This is a genomic window from Hymenobacter sp. GOD-10R (genome assembly GCF_035609205.1).
Lineage (GTDB): Bacteria > Bacteroidota > Bacteroidia > Cytophagales > Hymenobacteraceae > Hymenobacter.
The window spans coordinates 6,099,103-6,122,573 of record NZ_CP141184.1 but is presented as its reverse complement, the minus strand read 5'-3'; the positions used below and the strand labels follow the sequence as shown (position 1 = coordinate 6,122,573).

The 23,471-nt window shown below is 56.2% G+C and carries 12 protein-coding genes; 8 read left to right on the top strand and 4 right to left on the bottom strand.

Annotated features, from left to right (window positions below; translation table 11 throughout):
- The first annotated feature begins 102 nt into the window (after positions 1–102).
- The 3 genes from SD425_RS24390 (at position 103) to SD425_RS24380 (ending at position 3,430) form a co-directional block, all read left to right on the top strand.
- Positions 103–543: a universal stress protein gene (locus SD425_RS24390; RefSeq protein ID WP_324673244.1), complete on the top strand. Its 441-nt coding sequence runs from the start codon at positions 103–105 to the stop codon at positions 541–543.
- Positions 544–652: 109 nt separating this feature from the next.
- A complete protein-coding gene (locus SD425_RS24385; protein ID WP_324673240.1) occupies positions 653–1,765 on the top strand; it encodes an HlyD family secretion protein in 1,113 nt (370 codons plus the stop codon).
- Between the two features lie 93 nt (positions 1,766–1,858).
- A complete protein-coding gene (locus SD425_RS24380; protein ID WP_324673237.1) occupies positions 1,859–3,430 on the top strand; it encodes a DHA2 family efflux MFS transporter permease subunit in 1,572 nt (523 codons plus the stop codon).
- A 133-nt stretch (positions 3,431–3,563) separates the two neighbouring features.
- Here SD425_RS24380 and SD425_RS24375 read toward each other — a convergent pair whose 3' ends face one another.
- The 3 genes from SD425_RS24375 to SD425_RS24365 all read right to left on the bottom strand — a co-directional run bounded on the left by SD425_RS24375 (position 3,564) and on the right by SD425_RS24365 (position 10,266).
- Complete coding sequence (locus SD425_RS24375; RefSeq protein ID WP_324673235.1) at positions 3,564–4,586, bottom strand: hypothetical protein; 1,023 nt, start codon at positions 4,584–4,586, stop codon at positions 3,564–3,566.
- 213 nt (positions 4,587–4,799) lie between these two features.
- Positions 4,800–5,789: a hypothetical protein gene (locus tag SD425_RS24370; RefSeq protein ID WP_324673233.1), complete on the bottom strand. Its 990-nt coding sequence runs from the start codon at positions 5,787–5,789 to the stop codon at positions 4,800–4,802.
- Between the two features lie 247 nt (positions 5,790–6,036).
- Complete coding sequence (locus tag SD425_RS24365) at positions 6,037–10,266, bottom strand: two-component regulator propeller domain-containing protein (RefSeq protein ID WP_324673231.1); 4,230 nt, start codon at positions 10,264–10,266, stop codon at positions 6,037–6,039.
- A 672-nt stretch (positions 10,267–10,938) separates the two neighbouring features.
- Between SD425_RS24365 and SD425_RS24360 the strand changes: the two genes are divergently transcribed.
- From SD425_RS24360 to SD425_RS24340, 5 genes are all read left to right on the top strand, one after another.
- A complete protein-coding gene (locus SD425_RS24360) occupies positions 10,939–12,798 on the top strand; it encodes a glycoside hydrolase family 35 protein (RefSeq protein WP_324673229.1) in 1,860 nt (619 codons plus the stop codon).
- A gap of 50 nt (positions 12,799–12,848) precedes the next feature.
- Positions 12,849–15,920, top strand: coding sequence for a TonB-dependent receptor (locus tag SD425_RS24355; protein ID WP_324673228.1), 3,072 nt, complete (start codon positions 12,849–12,851; stop codon positions 15,918–15,920).
- Positions 15,921–15,942: 22 nt separating this feature from the next.
- Positions 15,943–17,481, top strand: a complete 1,539-nt coding sequence (locus SD425_RS24350; RefSeq protein WP_324673227.1) for a RagB/SusD family nutrient uptake outer membrane protein — start codon at positions 15,943–15,945, stop codon at positions 17,479–17,481.
- 108 nt (positions 17,482–17,589) lie between these two features.
- Entirely contained in the window at positions 17,590–19,224 is a 1,635-nt protein-coding gene (locus tag SD425_RS24345) for a glycoside hydrolase (protein ID WP_324673225.1), read from the top strand.
- 47 nt (positions 19,225–19,271) lie between these two features.
- Positions 19,272–21,683 carry a sugar-binding domain-containing protein gene (locus SD425_RS24340; protein ID WP_324673223.1) on the top strand — a complete coding sequence of 804 codons (2,412 nt, stop codon included), beginning with the start codon at positions 19,272–19,274 and terminating at the stop codon, positions 21,681–21,683.
- Here SD425_RS24340 and SD425_RS24335 read toward each other — a convergent pair.
- Positions 21,666–23,414, bottom strand: a complete 1,749-nt coding sequence (locus SD425_RS24335) for a hypothetical protein (RefSeq protein WP_324673221.1) — start codon at positions 23,412–23,414, stop codon at positions 21,666–21,668. The genes SD425_RS24340 and SD425_RS24335 overlap by 18 nt on opposite strands.
- Between the last annotated feature and the right edge of the window lie 57 nt (positions 23,415–23,471).

Sequence of the window (23,471 nt, the reverse complement as noted above, 5' to 3'; positions counted from 1 at the left end):
GAGTAGCTGAGTGACTAAGCATTTGACTAAGGCTTTTCAACGGTCTTACCTAGCTCATTAGTCGCCTCTTACTTAGTTACTCCGTTACGCAGTTATTCTCTCATGAATCTCACCACAGTTCTTTGTCCGCTTGATTTCTCGGTTGCTTCGGCCCCGATCGTGCGGTACGCTACTGCACTGGCCGCTGCAACGGGAGCTGAGCTTCGGTTAGTACACGTGCTAGAGCCGCAGTTGAAAGTGGCCGTTCCTTCAGCCTCTCGCGACCTAGAGGTGGCACGGTATCTAGCTACGTACCGGGCCATGGCTGAAGAGGCCGGCGCCCGGGTGAGTACCGTGCTGTTGCAGGGTGATGCCGCCACCGAAATTGTGGAGGAAGCCAAGCGCCATCCCGCCGATCTGGTTGTTATAGGAGCACACGGCCAAACGGGCCTCACTCGCTTCCTGATGGGCAGCACTGCTGAAGCCGTTGTTCGGACCGCCTCGTGCGCCACTTTACTCGTAAAACCTTGTGCTACTGACACTCTGTATCGTCAGTCAGCGTAGTAGCTTCTGGGATGCCCCAGAAAGTCTAGGTGCCTATCGGGCGCCAACTCATCGGAAGGCATTTCATCTTCATTTCTCTTTCTCTGAAATTTTCCTCTAAGCTTTTTATATGGCAACCTCTGTTCAACACGATCCGGCCGTAGCGCCAAATCAACACGCTGCTCAGCCTCCCGTAGTCGAAGTGGATGAGCAACCAGAAGGTCGCTCTAAGCGCCCCATTATTCTTGTTATCCTAGCCCTGATCTTGTTGGTAGGCGGCTACTTCGGGTGGCAGCGCTACCAGTTTGGTCAAGCCCACGAAGACACCGACGACGCCCAAGTAGAAGGCGACGTGTATCCCATCATCCCTCGCGTAGGTGGCCCCGTGGTGCAAGTGAAAGTGCAGGATAACCAAACTGTCAAGAAAGGTGACGTGCTCGTGACGCTCGACCCCGCTGATTATCAGCAGCGCGTAGATGCTGCCCAAGCTGCTCTCGCTGCCGCCCAGGCTAACGTAATAGCGGCTCGCACCTCCATCGGTACGGCTCAAGCCCAAGTGAGTGCTGCTCGTGCTACTATCGGGGTGAGTGCCGCCAACCGCGCCCGCTTGCAGAAAGACTTGCAGCGCAGCACCTTCCTACGTAAAGAAGATATCATCCCGCAAAGCGACTACGATGCGGTGCAAGCTAACCTAGAATCGACTACGGCTCAGCGCGCCACAGCCGAACAGCAAGTACGCGTTGCCAGCCAGCAAGTCGCCTCGGCTCAGCAGCAAGTAGCAGTAGCACAAGCCGTAGTAAAGCAGCGTCAGACGGACCTCGACAATGCTAAACTGCAACTCAGCTACACGACCATCACGGCTCCTGGCAACGGGGTAGTAAGCCGCAAGAACGTGCAGCCTGGTCAAGTAGTAGCACCAGGTCAGCAGCTCATGGGCCTCGTAGCCAGCGAGCGTACCTGGGTGGTAGCTAACTTCAAAGAAACGCAGTTGGAAAACATGAAAGTGGGCCAGCCCGTGAGCATTGAAGTAGACGCTTACCCCAACGAAGAGTTCCAGGGCCACATCGAGTCGCTATCGGCTGCTACGGGCGCCCGCTTTGCCCTGCTGCCCCCCGACAACTCGACCGGTAACTTCGTGAAAGTAACTCAGCGCGTGCCAGTGAAGATCGTGCTCGACAAAGTAGACCCTGAGCACCCACTGCGCGCCGGTATGAGCGTGACAGCCACGGTGAAAGTAAAATAAGTTTAGTGCATAGTGCTTAGTGCCGGGTGCTTAGTATGGATGATAGCGCACCCGCACTAGGCACTTATGTGTTGAACCTTAAGTCTTAAAACATTGGAAACTGGATTCACCAAATGGATTATCGTCATCACGGTGGTGATGTGCTGCTTGCTCGAGCTGATTGATACCAGCATCGTGAACGTGGCCCTCACCCAGATGATGGGTAACCTTTCGGCTACGCAGCAGGAGGTAAGCTGGGTGGTGGCGTCGTACGCCATTGCCAACGTTATCGTAATTCCGATGACGGGTTTCCTCGGCGAGCAGTTTGGCCGCAAAAACTATTACCTAGCTTCTGTTATCCTCTTTACCCTCGCCTCAATGGCTTGTGGTCAGAGCACTGATATTTGGGAGCTGGTGGCTTTCCGCTTTATCCAAGGTGTGGGTGGCGGTGCTCTAATGGCTACTTCGCAAGCTATTCTGATTGATACCTTCCCGCCCAATCAGCTAGCTCTCGGCCAGGCTTTGTTCGGCATGGGTGTTATCATCGGCCCAACGATTGGCCCAACTCTCGGCGGCTATATCGTGGACAACTACGACTGGCCCTGGATTTTCTACGTGAATGTGCCGGTGGGTATCCTAGCTTCTATCTTCACGGCTCTCTTTATCCGCGACCCTGATCGTATCAAGAATGCTATTCCACGGCCTTTTGGTCAGATCGACTGGGCCGGTGTGTTCTTGCTGATCCTAGGTGTGGGCTCGTTGCAGTTGGTGTTGGAGCAAGGCGAGCGGGAAGACTGGTTTGAGGAGCCTTACATTGTATGGTTTACTGTCCTGACCATTATCGGCATGGTAGGTTTCGTATGGCGCGAACTAACTGCCAAGCAGCCGATCGTTGATCTGCGCGTCCTGGGCAAGAGCCGTAACCTTTCGATTGGCGCCTTCTTGTCGTTTATCCTAGGTTTTGGTCTGTTCGCTTCGGTGTTCGTTTTCCCGATCTTCTGTCAGCGTATCCTCGGCTTCTCGGCTGAGCAGACGGGTTACTTGCTGCTACCAGGAGCATTGCTCTCCGGCTTCATGATGCCGGTAGTAGGTAAAATGATCCAGGCAGGCGTTTCGCAGAAGTTCATGCTGCCCGTTGGCTTTGCTGTGTTCTTCATCTTCTCATTCTGGATGAGCACCCAGATTACGCCAATGGCCGGGCAGAGTGACTTCTTCTGGCCGCTGATGCTCCGGGGCTTTGGTTTGAGCCTGCTGTTCTTGCCTATCACGACAATGTCGTTGTCGGGTATTAGCGGCAAAGACGCTGGTCAGGCCGCTGGTCTTACCGGTATGATTCGGCAGCTAGGTGGTTCCTTCGGGGTAGCTCTGGTGGGTACCTACTTGGAACGCGCCACGATGCACAACCGCGTAGCACTGCTCCCAAACATCTCGCTCTACAGCCCCGAAACGCAACAGCGCCTACAAGGCTTCATTGCTGGCTTCATGGCTCAAGGCTCAGACATGGTGAAAGCGCAACAGCAAGCTTACGCGGCCCTAGAAGGTGCGCTAATGAAGCAAACGGCTATCATCACTTATGCTCAAATCTTCTTAATGATTGGTGGTTTCTTCTTGCTGTGCCTGCCGCTGGTGCTCCTCATTAAGCGTGCTAAACCTGGCGAAAAAGTAGACCTGAACGCCGCTCACTAAAGAGTGGCTGAGTGACTGAGTACTCTTTCATTTCAGCTTATTACAACAAAAAGCCTGTCAGCTAGCTGACAGGCTTTTCTTTATTTATCTAATGCTTTACTTAGTGCGAAGCCACTCAGGCACTCTAGCGAAGTTATTGATACTGTATGTATAGCGGCTTCGGTGTGAGTTCGGCCAGTACTTCTTTTGGCGTCATCATGTGGTGAGGAGCAGGCCTAGGGTCGTACTCATAAAAGAGTTTGAAGCCAGTGTACTGTACTGGTTGGGTCTGGATGTAATCGTGGTACGAGTCCTTTTTGAGGATGGGGTTGCCCCAGCCGTCCATGTGCATCACCACCTGCACGCGTGGGTCTAGCTTGATGTTTTTGTAGTTGGTAATCATGCCCTGCGTAAAGCGGTGCACCGTCAGCACTTTCGGGGGCAAGTGGTTTTCACTCACGATGCGCGCCAGGAAGTTGATGGCGTAGTTCACATCCTTGGCATCGTAGGTGCCGATCTTTTTTCCGGGGCGCACTCCTTTTGTCTGCATCGCAAACTCGGGGTCGATGCCCATGTGCACGATGGGGTCCTTTAGGTAAGGCTCCAGCTTGTGCAGTTCATGCTCCAAATCGCTCAGGCCCACTTGCACATCTAGGAACAGGATGCAGTTATGCTCTTTTGCCCAACTGATCGTTTCCTCGATGGTCGCTTTGGAGTTCATCAGGCGGTATTTACCATCCTTGCCTGGTGCGCCTTGGGCGGTGATGGTCACGCTGTGCAGCGCCGGCTGAATAGGTAAGCTAGAGTCAGCGGCTTGCCACTCTTTCAACACGCCCTCAAACTTGCGGAACATCTTTTCTTTCGGCTCCCGCCCTAGGATGCCCATGCCCTTAGACCGGATGTTACCATAGAAGGCTACGATGCGGTGCCCTGGCAGAATGGAGCCTGGCAGTTGCCCGTTTTTTCTGGCGATAGAATCAGCCTTGAGCGAGTCGCGGCGCATGGCTTCCATTTTCAGCTTCAAGCTGTCGATGGGCGCGGGTGAAGTAGGTACTTCAGCGGTGGGCTTGCCGTCGGGGCTGCTGCTCTCTGGGTGGTTGCTGCAGCTTGATAAGTAGGCTAACGAAACAAGGCCCACGAAGGGCAGCACAGTGGTTAGAGATTTGAAATAAGACACTACTAAAAAAGTTAATTAGGGAAGGGAGACATCAAAGAAACCGCTTTCCGTTTAAATAAAAATTGTTGCTGATGAGGGAATTGCTGAGCTCGACAGTTGCCTGATAAACTTAAAATGCTGCTTTTAAGCTGACTATGATTATTGCGTCTGCCTTTTGAGCGCGTCTTTAAAAGATTATAAAGTATAAAAAACGTGCAGTTACGAAGCGCCGCTTTACTGATACTGAATATAGAGCGGGTTAGGGCGCAGGGTGGCTACTTCTTGGGGCGTCATCAGCCGCGACTCGTTTCGACGGTCGTTTTTATAGAAGATTTTGAAGCCCGTGTACTGTACAGGTTCCCGCACGATGAACTTGCGGTAGGAGCCGCGCTTAATGCTAGGTGTACCCCAGCCATCCATGTGCATCACGATCTGCACGCGAGGATCGAGCTTGATAGCTTGGTAGTTGGTAAGCATATCCTGCCGGAAACGGTGCACTACTAGCACTTTGGGCGGCAGCTGGTTTTCGCTCACAATGCGCGCCAAGAAGCGACGAGCGTAGTTCACGTCGGTAGCATCGAACTCGCCAACTTCTGTACCCGGCCGCGCCCCCGATTTCATCGAAAACTCGGGGTCGATACCTAGGTGCACGAAGGGCAAACGCAGAAACTTCTCCAAGCGAGGCAGCTCCTCGGGTAAGGTACTCAGGCCCACTTGCACGTCCAGAAATACGAGGGCGTGCTGTTCGCGGCCCCAGTTCACGACGCGCTCAAGCACTGAATCGGGGAGGGCCATGCGGTATTTGCCGTCGGCGCCAGCGTCGTGCTGAGCTATCACAGCTATAGCGTGCAGGGCAGGACGCACAGGGGTTTTCGGATCGGCAGTCTCCCACTCTTTCACCTGTTCGCCAAGGCGGCGAAGCATTTCCTGCTTTGGATACTGCCCAAGCACTCCCATTTTGGTGTGCTTAAGGTTGCCATAGTATGCTACAATTCGGCTGTCAGGCAGAATAGTGCCTGGGAGATGCCCGCCTGCTTGCGCTATTGAATCGGCATGCAGAGAATCTTGATATACTAGGTGCTGCCGAATCTTAACAAACTGCTCCGGCGATAAGGCCTTGCTGTGGCTGCCTTGCTCGGTGCAGCCTGCGGGCATTGCTACCGACGCCCAGAAGCTAAGGAAAAGGCCAAAAAGAGGTGAGCAGGTGAGCTTGAAAGAAAACACAGGCACTACAGTTACAGCATACGAGCTTCTAAGATACTACCTACTCAACAACATACGATATGGTCAGGCCTCGTTTTGTTAAATTTTGAGGCGTGCGGTTTCGCCACCCATGGTATAAACGGATGCTGTACCACACACTGCAAAAGACCCTTTATGATGAATAGAGTGGCACTCATTCCGGATAGTCAATAGCTGATCTTCGCCGAACCTGCTAGACCACCTAGGTCATACGTTTTCCTCCCAACGTTTAGTTGCACACCACCAACCCCACTGGCTCACTGCCGCGGTGTTGCTTGGCGTACTCGGAGGGAGACATGTTGTAGATCTTCTGAAACTCGGTTCGGAAGTGCTTTAGGTCTTGCATACCAACCTGGTAGGCAATATCAGACACGCGCAAGTGGGTGCTGCTCAATAGCTGCGCCGCTCGCTTCAACCGTACGTCGCGGATAAAGGCTACCACCGATTGCCCGGTAATGCTTTTCACCCGGCGGTAAAAGAAAGACTGGCTCATGCCCATTTCGCGTATCAGCACCTGCACATTGAAGTCGAGGTCAGAAAGGTTGTCTTCCACCACTTTCATGGCTTTTTCCAGGAACAGCTTGTCTTCCTCGGGAATGACGGCCTCCGTAGGCTCCAGCAGAATCTGGCGCTGGTAAAACTCGCGCGTTTTGAGCCGGTTACGCAGAATAGCAGAGACCTTCGCTTGCAGCAGCTTTGGATTAAATGGTTTGCTGACGTAATCGTCGGCGCCGTTTTCCAGCCCTTCCAGCTCGTGAACGGCGGCCGTGCGCGCCGTCAGTAATACCACGGGAATGTGCAGGGTTTTAGGGTTCTGCTTGATCTTTTGGCAGAGTTCCAGCCCGTTGCCGTTGGGCATCATCACATCACTAATGACCAGATCCGGTAGTAGTGCTTGCGCGAAGGCCCATCCTTGTGCTCCGTCGATGGCTACCATTACTTCATAGTCAGGACGAAACAACTGCTCTACATAATGCCGCACATCGTCGTTGTCCTCCACAATAAGCAAGCGACGGGTGCCGGCAGCTAGCTCTTCCGCTGCTTCCGGCAAGTGCTCTGTTATGGCTAAACTGATGGGCGTCTCAGGCGCCTGGAAGGTTGGCTCGGCGCTGGCTTCTGTCGGCGCGAGGTCTGCGGGAGCTAGGTGTTCCCGCCCGAAGGGCAGCCGAACCGTAAATGTAGTTCCTTGGCCTACTGCACTCTCCACCGTAATTTCTCCGGCGTGACGCTCTACAAACTGCTTTACCAAGGACAAGCCAATGCCCGTACCCATCATACGCAGGGTTTCGGTTTGGGAGGCTTGATAATAAGCATCGAAGATGTTTGCCAGATCGGATGGCTTCATGCCAATTCCTTGGTCAATTACCTTCAGTTCTAGGTAGTTGTCAATTAGCCCGTGGGCTCCGAAAGTAGCCGCGCTTTCCGGGTCGCCTACTACCGCAGCAGTCAGCGTGATAGTGCCGTGTTCGCGGGTGTACTTGAAGGCATTAGACAGCAGGTTGGTCAGTACGATTTCGAGCTTGCCTGGATCAAAGTAAAGCTCTACCGGCTCGGGTGGGGCCAGCAGTGAATACGCTAGGTCACGTTCTTCGGCTTTCAGTTTGAAAATCAAGAAGATTTCTGTCACAAAGCCGATAATGTCACCGCGGGTGGCGCGCAGGGGAACCTGACCGGCTTCCACCTTACGAAAGTCGAGCAATTGATTAACGAGCTCTAGCAGCTTACGCGTCTGCTTGTGCATAAGCAGAATGTTATCCTTTAAGCCCGCAAATCGGTTAGCCGCCGTGAGTAGCTCTTCCATCGGACCTAGGATGAGCGTTAGTGGGGTGCGCAGCTCGTGGGAGACGTTGGTAAAGAAGCTCAGCTTCAGGTCGGTAAGCTCCTTCTCCTTCTCAACCCGAAACTTCTCTAAGGTTAGCTTACTCTTCAAGCCTTGCTGCGCCATCGTAACCCGGCGGTAAAGCAGTAGGGCGCCAGATAAAGCCAAGCTGTACAGTAAGTAGGCCCACCACGTTTTCCACCATGGGGGCAAGATGGTGAACTGCAACGTAGCCGGTTCTTTCGACCAGAGCCCGTCGCCATTGCTCGCTTTCACCAAGAAGGTGTAGTTACCGGGCTGCAAGTTGGCAAAACCAGCCGTGCGCTGCCCCGGCGCGGCAGCTACCCAATCTGTGTTGTAACCTACTAACTGGTAGGCGTAGTGGTGCTTGTTGGGCGTGGCATAATTCAAGCCCACGAACTCCACGGAGAAGTCGTTTTCATCCGCCCGAATGGCAATCGTTTGCGGGCGGGCCAGATCCTTGGTGAGCAATACACGCTTGTTAATTAGCTCACCCACAGCCACTGACTTGTTGGCAATACGCAAGCCAGTGATGCGCACCACGGGCGGGTACGGGTTCGTTTGGATCGCGCGGGGCTTGAAGTAGCTGATGCCGTTGATGCCTCCGAAGTACAGCGTGCTATCCTGGGCACGGCAGGCGGCACCGATCTTGAAGGAGTTGCTTTGCAGGCCGTCTTCTACGTCGTAGAGTAGGTAGCGGTGGGTAGTAGGCGTGACGCGGTACAAGCCCGTGCCCCCAATCCAGAGGTGCCCATCCTCATCAGCCAGAATGCTTTCCACGTCGCTTTCGGGCATCCATTGGTTACAGCGTCGGATGGTTTCGCGGCCTTGCAGATCGGTTTGTAGCTGATGGAGGCCACCGCCGATAGTACCTATCCAGAGCGTCCCTTGCTTATCCTGCAATAGAGGCCAGGTATAGTTGACGCTTAAGCTGTTAACGTTGTGCTTGTCGTACGTAAAACGCTTCAGCAGTACTAGCGAGTCAGCCGTTACGCGCAGCTTGAGCAGGCCCGCGTCGCGGGTGCTGGCCCAGAGCACATCTTTCTTGCGGTCGTACAGAAGGCAAGTGAAGTGGTCAGTGGGCAAGCCTGTAGCGCGGCGATACGTTTTCAGATGCTTGCCAGCCCGACTAAACCTAGCTAATCCGGCGTTGAAGGTGGCCACCCACATGGTCGCGTAGCGGTCCTCCACGATGCTTTCAATGCTGGTCGCTACTTTATCGGGCTGAGTTGAGAGGGCCGCAAAGCGTGCCAATACTTCGTGCTCCCCTTCCCGCTTAAGCGTGTAGAGCCCGTGGGTGCGGGTGCCGAGCCATAGGGTACCGTCGGAAGCCTGCACAATGCTCGACACATCCACACCGGTTCCGTCGCCCGACTGCTGCCAGCTTAGGTAGTTGTGATAGGTTTTGCGAGCTAGGTCGTAGCGCGAGAAGCCGTTGCGAGTGCCAATCCAAAGCAGGTTCTTCGCTTCTTCTTTGTAAATGGCATTGACGTAATTATTAGGAAGCGTAGGTTCACTTGTCAGCTGGTGTTGGAGCTGGCCGAAAGGCTTTTGGCGGAGATCAACCCGGTTCAACCCACCCGCCGAAGCGGCCAACCACAACACTTGGTTTTGATCTTCAAAGAGCTGATGCACCCGCTCCGACTGCAAGCTGAAGGGGTCACCGCCTACTGGCAAAAAGAGAGTAGGCTTGGTGGGCTGAAGGGGCGGGGCTATGCCCGTTACGGCCGCCGCTTGCCACAGGTACAAGCCATAATCAGTACCGACCCACAACCGCCCAAACGAGTCCAGGCGCAAATCATGAATGTCCCGGCAGGCCTGTGGCAAGGGGTGTGAAGCTAGGTCGCGCACGTGAAGCCGGCTCCGGCGCGACACCCAAAACACTTGGTGGGTAGTCCCAATCCAGAGGTCGCCGCGGCGGTCGAGGTGTACGGCGCGAACGGTGGCAACCGCAAGGGGGACAGCGCGAGTTGCCAGCGACTCGGGTAAGGAGGCACCCGCGTCTACTATCCGCAATCCCGACCCTAGGGTGCCCACCCAAATTTGACCTTCTGGCGTGGCTACTAAGCTCAGTACTTGGTAGTTCGTGCTGCCATTTTCGGTTAGCCTGACTTGCCGTAAGCTAGCTAGCTTTCCCTGAGCCGTAAAGCTCAACACAAAAAGACCATCGTGCTGGGTTCCTACCCACAAGCGCTCATGTACATCGGAGGTGATGCCCACCACGTCGGATTCTGCCAACTGGCGGGCTAACGAGCGGTAAGCGGGTGGCGCATATTGCTCCTTGATGTTGAGGAAACGGTCGTGGTCGGCATCGTAGTAGCTGAGGCCGCTGCTTTCGGCACCGACCCACAAGCGGCCATTGGGGCCCACGTGGAAAGCCCGCACGCGGTTGCCGGATAAGCCATTGGAGGAGTTTACGGGCAGGATATATTTCTTCAGGCCGTAGCCATCGTAGCGGTTGATGCCTCGGTTGGTTCCGACCCAAATAAAACCGGCGCGGTCTTGCACCACGGCCATAGCGTCACTGTGCGATAGGCCATCGTTGACGGTAAGGTGTTCAAATCGGAATTCTCCGGGCGCGCTTTGGGCAAGGCCGCTTGTGCACGCTACCCCTATCATGAAGAGGAGTAGAGCTTGGGAAACTAGCCACTTCATAGCGTATAAATTCAACCCCGAAAGGAGGGAAAAAGCGAAGGTGTATTGAAGCCACAAACGGCTCGGTTCAGGTCCTTTCGAAAGCCAATTCAGAGCCGATAAACAAAACCTAGGCTACTGCCTCAACCGCTCGTCCTCCGAATGAAGCCTTTCTTGAAGGCCGACCAATTTACCCCTTTTTTGGTTGAAAAGTCCCGATTTAGTTAAATAAGAAGCGGTAGAATCCTGTTTTTGCTGCGTTCAGACCAATTTCCCGCCTCTTTTTTATCAAAATCCCCCTGCTTCAGACCAGCCTGCTCTGGTAGTTTTAGGGCCTGATAAGAGCGCTTTTCTTTTCCGCACGAAAAGCCCGTCTGCTTGCCATTAGTAGGGTGAGCAAACCAGGTGATAAACGTCTGCTGCTTCGGCGGCCTGCAACACGACTATTTCCCACGCTGCACAAGACCTAGTTAGGGTAGCTCTACTGATAAGAGTTGCCGGAGAATTCAACTTCAGTCCTTCAGGAGAGTGCTTACCGGAGCAGTCCGGCTGCTGGTAGGGCCAAGCCAACCACAAACGATTGCGGCGAATACTTCAGCTTCCCGCCACACCTTTTAGTAACCCAGTACCCGACCCCTTCTTCCGCTTAACTCCACCATGAAAAATCTTTTCTGGCTTCTCTTATTCTTTAGTACCTGCCTGCTGCCGGTGGCTGCCGATGCCCAAGTGGCAAAGCACACCTTTGCCTTGGGCGACGAAAACTTCCTGCTCGACGGTAAGCCGTTTCAAATGATTTCGGGCGAGCTGCACTACCCCCGCGTGCCGCGGGAAGCATGGCGGGCCCGCATGAAAATGGCGAAGGCTATGGGCCTGAACACGATAGGGACCTACGTATTCTGGAACCTGCACGAGCCGCAGAAAGGTAAGTTCGACTTCACCGGCAACAACGACATTGCAGCCTTCGTGAAGATGGCGCAGGAGGAAGGTCTCTGGGTGGTGCTGCGACCTAGCCCCTACGTGTGCGCCGAGTGGGAATTTGGTGGCTACCCGTACTGGTTGCAAAACGAGAAAGGCCTCGTAGTGCGCAGCAAGTCGCCGCAGTTTCTGGCCGAGTACAAAGCGTATATCCAGGAAGTTGGCAAGCAGCTCGCGCCCTTGCAGATCAACCACGGCGGACCGGTGCTCATGGTGCAGGTAGAGAACGAATACGGCTTCTACGCCAGCGACAAAGAGTACCTAGCTATCAATCGCAAGCTGTTCCAAGATGCTGGCTTCGATGGCCTGCTCTACACCTGTGACCCCGGTGCCAAGGTGAAAGAGGGGCACTTAGAAGGTTTGCTGCCGGCCGTGAATGGCTGGGACGACCCCAACAAGGTAAAGCAAGTCGTGCGCGAAAACCACGGCGGCAAGGGGCCCTTCTTCATTGCCGAGTGGTACCCGGCTTGGTTTGATTGGTGGGGCGCTCCGCACCACACCGTGCCGGCCTCCAAGTACACCGGCCGCCTCGATACGGTGCTGGCTGCAGGCCTGTCCATCAACATGTACATGTTTCATGGGGGCACTACGCGCGGCTTTATGAACGGCGCCAACTTCAGCGACACGGTCGCCTACGAGCCCCAGATCAGCAGTTACGACTACGATGCGCCGCTGGACGAAGCCGGTAATGCTACCCCCAAATTCATGGCGTTTCGCAGTGTCATTGAGAAGCACTTGCCCGCCGGCGTGAAGCTGCCCCCGGTGCCCGCTGCCAAGCCCACTATCACGCTGCCCGCCGTGCAGCTCACGCAAGCTGTGAGCCTGTTCGACATGCTACCTTCGCCGAAAGCCAATGCCACGCCGCTCACCTTCGAAGACCTAGGTCAGGCGTACGGCTACGTGCTGTATCGCGCTACAGTGCCGGGCGGCACGACCAGCACCCTGAAGATCAAAGACCTGCGAGACTATGGAGTAATCTTCGTGGATGGTAAGCGGGTGGGCGTGCTGGACCGCCGCCTAAAGCAAGACAGCCTGGCCATCACCCTGCCTAAGGGCTCAGCGCGGTTGGAAATCTTGGTAGAAAACCTAGGTCGGATCAACTTCGGCAAGTACCTGTTGCAAAACCACAAGGGCATCACCGAGAAGGTGTTGCTGGGCGGCAAGGAGGTGAAGAACTGGCAGATGTTCAGCCTGCCGTTCGAGCGGGCCGATGCCTCCTTGTTCAAAACCAAAACCGCCACCAAGGCCCTTGCCGGCCCTTCCGTAAAGCACGGCACCTTCACCCTCACCCAAACCGGCGATACCTACCTGGACATGCGCACTTGGGGAAAAGGCTCGGTGTGGCTCAATGGGCATAACCTAGGTCGCTACTGGCAAGCCGGCCCCCAGCAGACATTGTATGTGCCGGTGGAGTGGCTTAAGAAGGGTGAAAATGAAGTCGTTGTGCTGGAGATGCTGAAGCCCGAGCAAACTACCCTGAAGAGTTTACCCAAACCCATCCTGAGCAGCTTACCGTCCCCGGCCGTGGGAAAACTCGACTGAGTCCCACCGCCGCTTTTCCATTTATTTCTCACTCTACTTCCCACCACCTTATGAACAATCTGATACCCAAGAAGGGGTACATGGTGTGCTTTCTTCTCTTCTTCCTGTCGATGACGGGGGCTTTTGCGCAGACAGCTGTCAAAGGAACCGTGAAAGACAACACTGGCTCAGGCCTGCCCGGCGTTACGGTGCTGCTGAAGGGCACCACCGTCGGGGCCGCCACCGATACCCAAGGCAACTTCACCCTGAGCGTGCCCGATGCTGCCACGGGTGTGCTTCAATTCTCTTTCGTGGGCTACAAGCAGCAGGAGGTAGCCCTTGCCGGCCGCACGACGGTAGACGTGACACTAGGCGTCGACACGAAGGCCCTGGATGAAGTCGTAGTAGTTGGCTACGGCACCCAGGAAAAGCGCAGCCTCACCAACGCCGTGACGACCGTGCAAGGCCAAGAGCTTTCCAAGCTTACGGTGTCTGACGTGGGCAGCGCGCTGCAAGGCAAAGCCGCTGGCGTATCGGTAGTAGGCGCGGGTTCGGAGCCTGGCGCGTCGCCCCAAATTTTGATTCGTGGCCTTTCGACTATCAACGGCAACAGTCCGCTGCATGTGGTGGATGGTTTGCCGGTAGCGAACATCAATTACCTGAACCCAAAAGACATAGCTAGCTTAAGCGTGCTCAAAGACGCCGCTTCGGCGGCTATCTACGGCTCGCGGGCAGCCAACGGCGTTATCCTGATTACGACCAAAGCAGGCGTGAAAGGCGAGCCAAAGATCACGCTCGACGTGACCTACGGCGTATCGAACCCAACGAAGACGCCCGACATGGCGTCGGGCAGCGAGTATGCGCGCATCATGAACCTAGCGGCCACCAACTCCGGCCGGCCAGCGGTGTACCCCGATCCGGCTTCGTTTACGCAAAGCACGGACTGGTGGAAAGAAATTTCGCGCCGCGGCAGCACCCAGAATTACTCGGTCGGCTTGTCGGGCGGCAGCGACAAAGTGGTGTACTCGACGGGCATCAGCTACTTCAAGGAGCAGGGCCTAGTGCGCAACTCGGACTTTGAGCGGCTTTCGCTGCGCATGAAGACGGAGTACCAAGCGGCTAAGCACCTGAAAGTTGGCGAGGACTTCAATATCTCCATGACGAACCAGAAGTACTTGAACAGCGGCAGCTTATTCCGCGACGCGTTCAACGATGACCCCATCACGCCGGCTCGCCGGCCGGGCACATCGGGCAACCCATACGACTATTACGGTGCTTCGCCGACCGACATTGGCAACCCTTTGGCCTTTGTGGAGCGCAACGACGACAAGCGCAACCAGTACTTCCTGGTGGGCACTGTGTACGCCAACTACGAGTTCACGCCGGGGCTGATCTTCGAAACGCGCTTTGGCTCCAACAACAACGTGTACGAGCGCAACGCCTTCTCGCCCTTCTACACCATCGACCCAAACGAGCGCAACCAGGTGAACTCGCTCAGAAGGGAGCACAACATTGAAATCAACTGGAACAACACCAACACGCTGAACTATACGAAGTCATTCGGCGACCACAACATTTCGGCCTTGGCCGCCGTGACGCTGGAGAAATTTACTACCCGCACAGAAGCCGCTCTTGGGCAAGCTATTCCGAGCAACTCGCCTGACTTGCGCTACCCCGACGCGGCCACGGCCAACTTCAGCATAGAGGGCAACGACTTCGTGAACACCATTGCCTCGCTGATTGGCCGGGTAAATTACGATTACAAGGGCCGCTACCTGTTGGGCGCTAGCATCCGCCGCGACGGCGCTTCAGTATTTCCGTCGGCCAATCGTTGGGGCGTGTTCCCATCGGTTTCGGCTGGCTGGTTGATTTCAGACGAGAACTTCATGAAAGATGTGAGCCCCGTTAACTTCTTCAAGTTGCGGGCTAGCTGGGGCCGGGTAGGTAACCAGAACATCCGCAGCATCACGAATAGCGCCTACATCGGTACGCTGGACCAGGTGTACTACGTGACGGGCGACACGCGCACCGAGCAGCTCGGTGTGATTCAGAACAACGTGCCCAACCCCAACGTGAAGTGGGAAACGGTAGAGGATTACAACATCGGTACGGACCTAGCTTTCCTGCAAAACCGGTTGACGGTGACGGCTGACGTGTTCCGCCGCAACACCATGGACATGTTGATGAGCCAGGCCATTCCGGGCCACGCGGGTTACGGCTACAACAGCCCCGTGACTAACATCGGCAGCATGAAAACCAACGGTCTCGACTTCTCGGTCGGCTACGCCAAATCGACGGGCGACTTCACGTACGGCGCCAACATCAACGCTACGCACGCCATCAGTAAGATTAAGAAGCTAGCCAACGGCCAGGCGTTGTACTCCGGCAACACGCCTATTTTCGGGCGTCCTTCTAAAACGGAAGAAGGCGGCTACGTGGGTGCTTTCTACGGCTACCAGACGCAGGGCATCTTCCAGAATCAGAATGACATTGACGCCTATAAAGGCCCAACTGGCACGCTGGTGCAGCCCAGCGCCAAACCCGGCGACTTCCGCTTTGCCGACCTGAACAATGACGGCGTGATTGACGCCAAAGACCAGAAGTACATCGGCAACCCCACGCCGGATCTGACTTTTGGTGTGAACCTGAACGCGGGCTACAAGGGCTTCGACTTGCAAGTGTCGCTGGTGGGCAGCCTCGGCAACGACATCGTGAATGCCAACAAAGGCTGGTGGTATTCGGGCAGCTACAACTACAACAAAATTGCTGGCCTGGAAGACAAGGCGTGGCACGGCGAAGGCACCTCCAACACAGTACCCCGCATCCTGGCCAACGACAACAACCAGAACCTCACGCGCTTCTCGGATTTCTACGTGGAAGATGGTTCGTATGCTCGCATGCGGAATTTGCAGCTCGGTTACACGCTGCCGCAGGCAACTTCCAAGCTCCTGCACACCAGCAGCCTGCGCGTGTACGTGAGTGCCCAGAACCTGTTCACCATCACCAACTACTCGGGCCTAGACCCCGAAATCGGCTATGGCCGCTCCTACACGGACACGCCTTCAGCCCTCAACCGCGGAGTTGACCTAGGCAATTATCCCACAACCCGCACCTATTTGGTGGGCGCCAATATTGCTTTCTAAATCCCTCCCAGCCGCTGAAATCATGAAAAAATATAGCTTCCTTCTCACGTTGGTGCTCGGCCTAAGCTTGCAAGCCTGCAAGGACTTCCTGAACGAGCCACCCCGCGGACAGCAGAACACAAACAACTACTACACCACCGCCGACGAGTGCAAAGCGGCCGTGATGGGCTGCTACTCCCTCTCCGACCAGAGCGACTGGTGGCAGCTCGACCGCACCCGCATGTTCGGCGACGCTGGCTCCGACGACTCGTGGAAAGGTAACGCCATTGCCGGCGACCAGCGCGAGTTTGGCGACTTCTCCCGCTTCTTCTGGTTGCCTAATAATGAGTGGTTTGACAACCGCTACACTCACCTCTACCAAGCTATTGGCAACTGCAACGCCGCGCTAGTAGGCATCGCCAAAGCGCCCATCGATGCCGAGTTGCAGAAGCAGCTCATCGGTGAGGTGAAGTTTATTCGGGCCTACAACTACTTCGAACTGGTGAAAGGCTTCGGCGGGGTACCGTTGGTGCTGCAACCTGTGACGGCTGAAGAAGCTCTAACCTACAAGCGCGCTTCTACTGATGAGTGCTACGCCCAGATCATCCAGGATTTGAAGGATGCTGCCGATGCTCTGTCCGAGAAGAACGCCCGCGCTGCTATCGATAAGGGCCGCGCTACAAAGGGTGCGGCCAACGCCTACCTAGCTAAGGCGTACCTGTTTACCGAGAAGTGGGCCGAGTCGCAGCAGTACGCCGAAAAGGTGATTAGCTCGAATCAGTACAACCTCAGCGACGACTTCAGCCGGGTGTGGAGCGTGAGCAACCCCAACGGCAACGAGTCCATCTTCGAGTTTAACTACAATGCCAATCAAACCTTTAACCTAGGTACTGCACTCACCGTGGTGATGCGGAGCCGGGCCGATGGCGGCTGGGGTTTCAATACGCCTAGCAGCAACCTAGAGCAGGCATTCGTGCGGGAAAACGACCCACGTCTGAAGTGGACCATCATCAAGCAGGGTGACAGCGTGGACGTGAAAACGACTAGCTTCGACTACACCAAGTACGACACCAAGCCTTCGGAAAATGAATCGGGTCGCATTAGCCGCAAGATGTTCCTGTTGCTGAAAGACCGGCCGGCTAACGAGAGTAACCACTCACCGCTCAACCGCATCGAGTTGCGCTACGCCGACTTGCTGCTGATGCACGCCGAGGCGTCGTACCGCCTAGGTCAGGAGGACAAAGCCCGTACCTCGCTCAACCTGGTGCGCGCCCGTGCGAATCGGCTGAAGCCCGGTACCGTGCTACCTCGTACCTCCACCGGCACGCAGCTGCTGAACCACATCTGGCTAGAGCGCCGCCTGGAGCTAGCCATGGAAGGCCACCGCTACTACGACCTCGTGCGGCAGCACCGCTTGGTAGCGGTTATCACCGCCTTCAATGCCGCGCAGCTGACCAGCACCGACCCCTACGACAAGGGCAAAGTGAAGGACCAGATATCGGAGAAGAACAACCTTTTCCCCATCCCGACCCCGCAGATTCAACTCTCCGGCGGCAATGTGGAGCAGAACCCAGGGTACTAACCTAGGTTGATTTAGCCAGCAGCAAGGACAAACTACGTGCTCCTTGTTGCTGGCTATGTTCTTTAACTACCTTGCTGTCGCTTTTCCATTGAACACAAACTGTTTGTAATGAGTGCTATACTACGCTTCCGTGATTCGGCTTCGCCCGCTAAGGTGCCTTTGGGTAAGAAGCCGGTTGCTGGTTCGCGCCTCTTCTTGAGTGGGCTTGTGCTGCTAGCAGCTGCTAGTTCGACCAATGGGCAGTCTGCCAAACCTAGCGTTGGGGTAGCAGTCAAAACCGTGACGGTGCAGTTAGACGACGCGAAAACCTACCAGACCATCGACAACTTCAGCGCCTCGGATGCGTGGGCGTGTCAGTTTGTGGGCCAGTGGCCAGCGGCCAAAAAGGAGGCCATGGCCGACTTGCTGTTCAGCACGGAAGACAAGGCCGGTGGTCAGCCGAAAGGCATCGGCTTGTCGATGTGGCGCTTCAACATTGGGGCGGGCAGCACGCAGCAGGGCGAGCAGAGCGGCATTCGAGACGAGTGGCACCGCGCCGAGTCGTTTATGCTGCCCGACGGCCGCTACGATTGGACCCGGCAAGCTGGGCAAGTCTGGTTTCTGCAAGCGGCCAAGAAGCGGGGTGTTAAGCAGTTCCTCGGCTTTCTGAATAGTCCGCCGGTGCAGTACACCGTCACAGGTAAGGCTTTCGCCGAAGGTGGAAAAACCAACCTAGCTCCGGCCAACTACGAACCCCTAGCCACGTTCATCGCCAACGTGGTACAAGGCGTGAAGAAAACCACGGGTATCACCTTCGACTACATCAGCCCGGTGAATGAGCCGCAGTGGGATTGGAGCGACCCTAAGCAGGAGGGCAGCCCGTTTCGTAACGAGGAAATTGCCGGCGTGACCAAGGCCTTGAACACGGCGCTGGTAGCGCAGCAACTCCCCACCAAGATCTTGCTGACCGAGGCGGGTAAGATCAATTACCTGTTTGCCACGGAAGACAAGCCCAACCGGGGCGAACAAATCAATGCCTTCTTCAGCCCGACCGCTGCGTCCACGTACGTGGGCAACCTGCCGAGCGTAGCCCACACCGTTGCCGCGCACAGCTACTTTACTACCTCGCCCTACACCCAAGCCGTGGCTACGCGCCAGCAGCTAGCCGCCAAAGTAGCGACGGTTGATAAGCTAACCTTCTGGCAGTCGGAGTACTGTATTTTGGGTGATAACGCCGGCGAAATCAACGGCAACAAGCGCGACCTAGGGATGGATGCGGCCTTGTACCTAGCCCGCACCATTCACATGGACCTCGCCGTGGCAAATGCCGCCGCGTGGCAATGGTGGCTCGCCATCTCACCCTACGATTACAAAGACGGCCTGATCTACATCGACAAGACCAAAGAAGATGGTAACTACCAGGTGAGCAAGATGCTGTGGGCGCTGGGTAACTACAGCCGCTACCTTCGTCCCGGCGCCGTCCGAGTCGATGCGCGCATTGATCAAGCTTCCGCAAACGATAATCAACTGCTGGTTTCTGCTTACAAAAACGTCACTGGCAAGCAGCTCATCACGGTAGTCGTCAACTCGGCCAGCACACCAACTGATCTGCGCTTGACACTGAGCCAGAAGAAGATAGGTGCGGTGCGCACGTACACTACCTCTGCCACCGCCGATCTGCAACCCGGCGCTGTGGTAAAAGCCGGCCAACTGGTGCACCTAGCTCCACGCTCCATCACGACGCTGGTCAGCGACATTCGCTAGAACTGCCAGGCAGATATACCCTTACCCCACCCAAAACGCCCGCTTCCATGAAAACAGCCTTTCTACTCCTTCTTGCTTTTGTAAGTAGCTTGTTGTCAAGTAGTGCTCAGGCCCAAGCGCCCCGTCAACAGCTATTGTTCAACGCTGACTGGAAGTTTCACAAAGGCGATGTAACCGCGGGCGACAAGGCTGACTTCAACGACGCCGATTGGCGACGCTTGGAGTTGCCCCATGATTGGAGCATTGAAGGGCCGTTCAGCCAGGAGTGGGCCAGCGCCACAGGCTTCCTGCCGGGGGGCATCGGCTGGTACCGTAAAACGTTTGATGTGCCCGCCGGCTTCCGCTTGAAGAAGGTGTTTGTGTACTTCGATGGCGTGTACAAAAACAGTGAGGTCTGGATCAATGGGCACTACCTAGGTAAGCGGCCCAGCGGCTTCGCTTCCTTCCAGTACGAGCTGACCCCGTACCTGAAGGCAAGCGGTAAAAACGTGCTAGCCGTGAAAGTGGACCACACCGAGTTTGCCGATTCGCGCTGGTACACGGGCTCGGGCATCTACCGCAACGTGTACTTGCTCGCCACGGAACCCGTGCACATTGGGCAATGGGGCGTAGGCTTCACCACGCCGGAAGTATCAGCCAGCGCCGCCACCGGCAAGGTGACGGTAGCCATCAACAACATGACGGCCGCGGCGGCTACTGTTTTGGTAAAAAGCACGCTAACGGACCCGCAAGGCAAAGTAGTAGCCACCGCCCAGCAGCAAGTGCAAACCAAACCCAAGACCGACACGCCCGCTGCCATGACGCTGAAAATCAGCAAGCCTAGCTTGTGGTCGGTGGATAACCCTAACCGCTACAAATTGCGCGTGGCCTTATCGGTTCAAGGCAAGCCGACTGACGAGGTAGTCGAGGAAGTGGGCGTGCGTAGCATCCGCTTTGATGCGAACCAAGGCTTCTTTCTGAACGGTAAAAACCTCAAGCTGAAAGGTGTCTGCCTGCACGACGACGCGGGCGCGCTTGGCGTAGCCGTGCCGATGGACGTGTGGGAGCGTCGGCTGAAGACCTTGAAAGAAGGCGGCTGCAACTCCATCCGCATGAGCCACAACCCCCACGCCGACTACTTCTACGACCTGTGCGATAAACTAGGTTTCCTGGTGATGGACGAGGCCTTCGATGAGTGGGAGGAAGGCAAAAACAAGTGGGTGGAAGGCTGGAACGTAGGCATACCCGCCAAATTTGGCTCGCACCAATACTTCAAGGAATGGGCCGACCGCGACCTACGCGACATGATTCTGCGCAATCGCAACCGCCCATCCATCATCATGTGGAGCATCGGCAACGAAATCGACTACCCGAACGATCCGTACTCGCACGAGGTCCTGAACACCGGCCGCAACCCGCAGATTTATGGCAAAGGCTACCTGCCCGACCATCCCGCTGCTAGCCGCCTAGGCGAGCTATCAAAGCACTTGGTGGCCGTGGCCAAAAAGTACGACACCTCCCGGCCCATCACTGCCGCCTTGGCTGGTGTAGTGATGTCTAACTTCACCGACTATCCTGCGTCGCTCGACGTTGTGGGCTATAACTACCAGGAGTTTCGCTACCCCGAAGACCACCAGAAGTACCCAAACCGCATCGTCTACGGTAGCGAAAACGGTATGGCGCGCAGTGCCTGGGCCGCTGTGGACTCCAACGCATACATCTCGGCCCAATACCTCTGGACCGGCATCGACTACATGGGCGAGGCTGGCAAGTGGCCCCAGCGCAGTAACGGCGCCGGTCTGCTCGACCTAGCGGGTTTCCCGAAGCCGGAGTTCTACTTCCGCCAAAGCCTGTGGTCGGATAAGCCCATGGTGTACCTAGGTACCATGGAAGCCTCCAAAGACCAGCAAAGCCGCGGTCATCGGCGCCTCAACTCCACCTGGAACTGGAACGCGGGCGACCAAGTGCGCGTCGTGAGCTTCACTAATGGCGACGCAGTAGAGCTGTTTTTGAACGGCAAGTCGTTGGGTAAAAAGCAAGGCGGTGAGGTCTCCTGGGACGTCGCCTATCAGCCCGGCGAGCTGCTGGCTAAAAGCTACAAGAAGGAGCAGGAAGCAAGCCGCACCGTGCTGAAAACCGTTGAGGCACCGGCCGCAATCCAAGCCACCGCCGACCGTACTTCGCTATCTGGCACAGCCCACAACCTAGCTCAGATCGAAGTGATGGTAGTTGATAAAAATGGCAATCCGGTAAACACGGCTACCAACGAAGTTACCGTGGCAGTGGAAGGCCCAGCCAAGCTGCTCGGCATCGAAAGCGGCGACCTAGCTAGCCACGAAGACTACAAGGGCACGAAGCGGCAGGCGTACCATGGCCGCTTGCTGGTCTACGTGCAGGCTACGGGAGCAGGCGCCGTGAAAGTATCCTTGCAATCGGCAGGGCTGGCTGGGAAATCGGTGGAGTTAAAAGCTAGCCTGTAGCAAAGCGCTGTGGGTGTTCTGAACGGGTACTTGCTGTGCTTGGGAGCCAGCCAGAAATCGTTGCGCGGTCAGTAGCTCCGGTCGGGGCGGGCCGGAGGATTGGGCCAAGGCGAGCAACTGCTGGTAGTAGCGCCGGGCAGTTGCCGCTTGCCCGGCTTGTTCAGCCGCTAGGCCCGCTCCATAAAGGCCATTGAACCGGTTCGGATGCTTTTGCAAATCGGCCTTGTACGCGGCTAGGGCTGCCGCTGGGCGTTTTACCTGCAAAAGCATGTCGCCTAGTAGCTCGCGGGCCGGAAGGACTTCGCAAGGCGTGACGGGGTGCTTCTCCGTTTTATCCTCCAAGTCAGCGGCCAAGGTCATGAGCCGCACGGCTTCGTCCGGCTTGCCGGCTTGCAGCTGCATCCAAGCCTGCCCGGTGGTGAGCTGAATAGAAACCTGGTTGGCTTTGTAATTATCTTTTTGTGCAAGAAGGCGCGCGTGCAACTGTTGGAGTTCGCGCAGCTCCGTTTGGGCAGCTTGTGGGTTGTCGGTATGAGCGGCCCCGAGTAACCGGGTGAAATGGATAATGGCACGTTGCCACGGAAACTTCTCCCACGAGAAGGCAGAGGAAGGCTGATGACTTTGCAGGGCGGCGGCTTTGTCCCATTGCTTATTCTCCAGCACGTAGCGGGCAGGGATGGCGGCAAAAGCATAAGCCACTTTGAACGTAACGGGCTGCACTTCCTTGATGGTGGCTAGGTAACGCTCCTGCTGTTGGGCTCGCCGGTTATCGCCCTTCTGAAGGTAGGCGTACATGAGGTAATCTAGGCCGTGCAACTCTTCGTCCCAGTGGCCCTTGATGCCTGCTTGCTGGGCGTAGCATTGCGCCGAAGCAACAGAAGCTAGGTTTGACGTAATGCATTCATTCCACAGACCCAAGCGGGTAAAAATGTGAGAGGGCATATGCAGGGCATGGGCCGAGGAAGGCGCCACGGCTGCGTACCGGCGGGCAGCGGGCAATGCCAACCTAGCCAGGGGCGGCGCGTCGTAGGCATGAATGAGGTAATGCACAACGCCGGGATGGTTCGGGTTGGTCGGGTAGAGAGCGGTCAGGATCGACCCCGCCTTTTTCTGGTTGGCAAAGGTCGTGTCGGTCGGATCTGCCGCGGCCGTCAGCGCCAGGGCATGAAAGACCGCTGCTTCTTTGTCGCGGGGGTACTTGCTAGCGAGCTGTGCGCTGGCCGCTTCAAACTGGCGGCAACGGGTGAGGTGATCCACGGAGGCCCAGTCCTGGTAGAAGGCGGTTATCGTTTTCAGATAATCTGCTTCTCGGGAGGAGGGTTGCACCAATCGCTGCGCAATGGCTAGGGCCTGCGTTCCTTTGCGTAGTTCAGGCTCGGTGGGAGGCGTCCAGAGCGGGTGAAAATTGCTCATCGCCACGCCCCAATACGCCATGGCGCAATCGGGCTGTCGGCGGATGATAGCAGCAAACACTTTTTCGGCCTCCTCATACTCAAACGAATGCAACAGCTTGAGGCCTAGGGTAAAGTTCTCCTGAGTGTCCGCGTGGCAAGAAATTGGGAACTGCACCGACCCGAGTTGCTGATCCGGTATCCCGCAAGTGATGCGCATACCAGTAGCAAGCGCTAAGCTGTTCAGCTCCTTCGAAGAAGGAACGTTCTTCTTGTCGCGACACCCACCCAGAAGAGCGATACACAGCGCCAGCGAGGATACAATGCGGGTGTTTCTCATGAGCTGAGTGGAATAAGGTTATCGTGAGCTGAACTAAGACAGAGAAGCTTCCGAAAG

Bases quoted from the DNA above. Each gene is read 5' to 3' on its own strand.
- SD425_RS24390 (WP_324673244.1), top strand. From the start codon at position 103: ATGAATCTCACCACAGTTCTTTGTCCGCTTGATTTCTCGGTTGCTTCG.
- SD425_RS24385 (WP_324673240.1), top strand. From the start codon at position 653: ATGGCAACCTCTGTTCAACACGATCCGGCCGTAGCGCCAAATCAACAC.
- SD425_RS24365 (WP_324673231.1), bottom strand. From the start codon at position 10,266: ATGATAGGGGTAGCGTGCACAAGCGGCCTTGCCCAAAGCGCGCCCGGA.
- SD425_RS24360 (WP_324673229.1), top strand. From the start codon at position 10,939: ATGAAAAATCTTTTCTGGCTTCTCTTATTCTTTAGTACCTGCCTGCTG.
- SD425_RS24355 (WP_324673228.1), top strand. From the start codon at position 12,849: ATGAACAATCTGATACCCAAGAAGGGGTACATGGTGTGCTTTCTTCTC.
- SD425_RS24350 (WP_324673227.1), top strand. From the start codon at position 15,943: ATGAAAAAATATAGCTTCCTTCTCACGTTGGTGCTCGGCCTAAGCTTG.
- SD425_RS24345 (WP_324673225.1), top strand. From the start codon at position 17,590: ATGAGTGCTATACTACGCTTCCGTGATTCGGCTTCGCCCGCTAAGGTG.
- SD425_RS24340 (WP_324673223.1), top strand. From the start codon at position 19,272: ATGAAAACAGCCTTTCTACTCCTTCTTGCTTTTGTAAGTAGCTTGTTG.
- SD425_RS24335 (WP_324673221.1), bottom strand. From the start codon at position 23,414: ATGAGAAACACCCGCATTGTATCCTCGCTGGCGCTGTGTATCGCTCTT.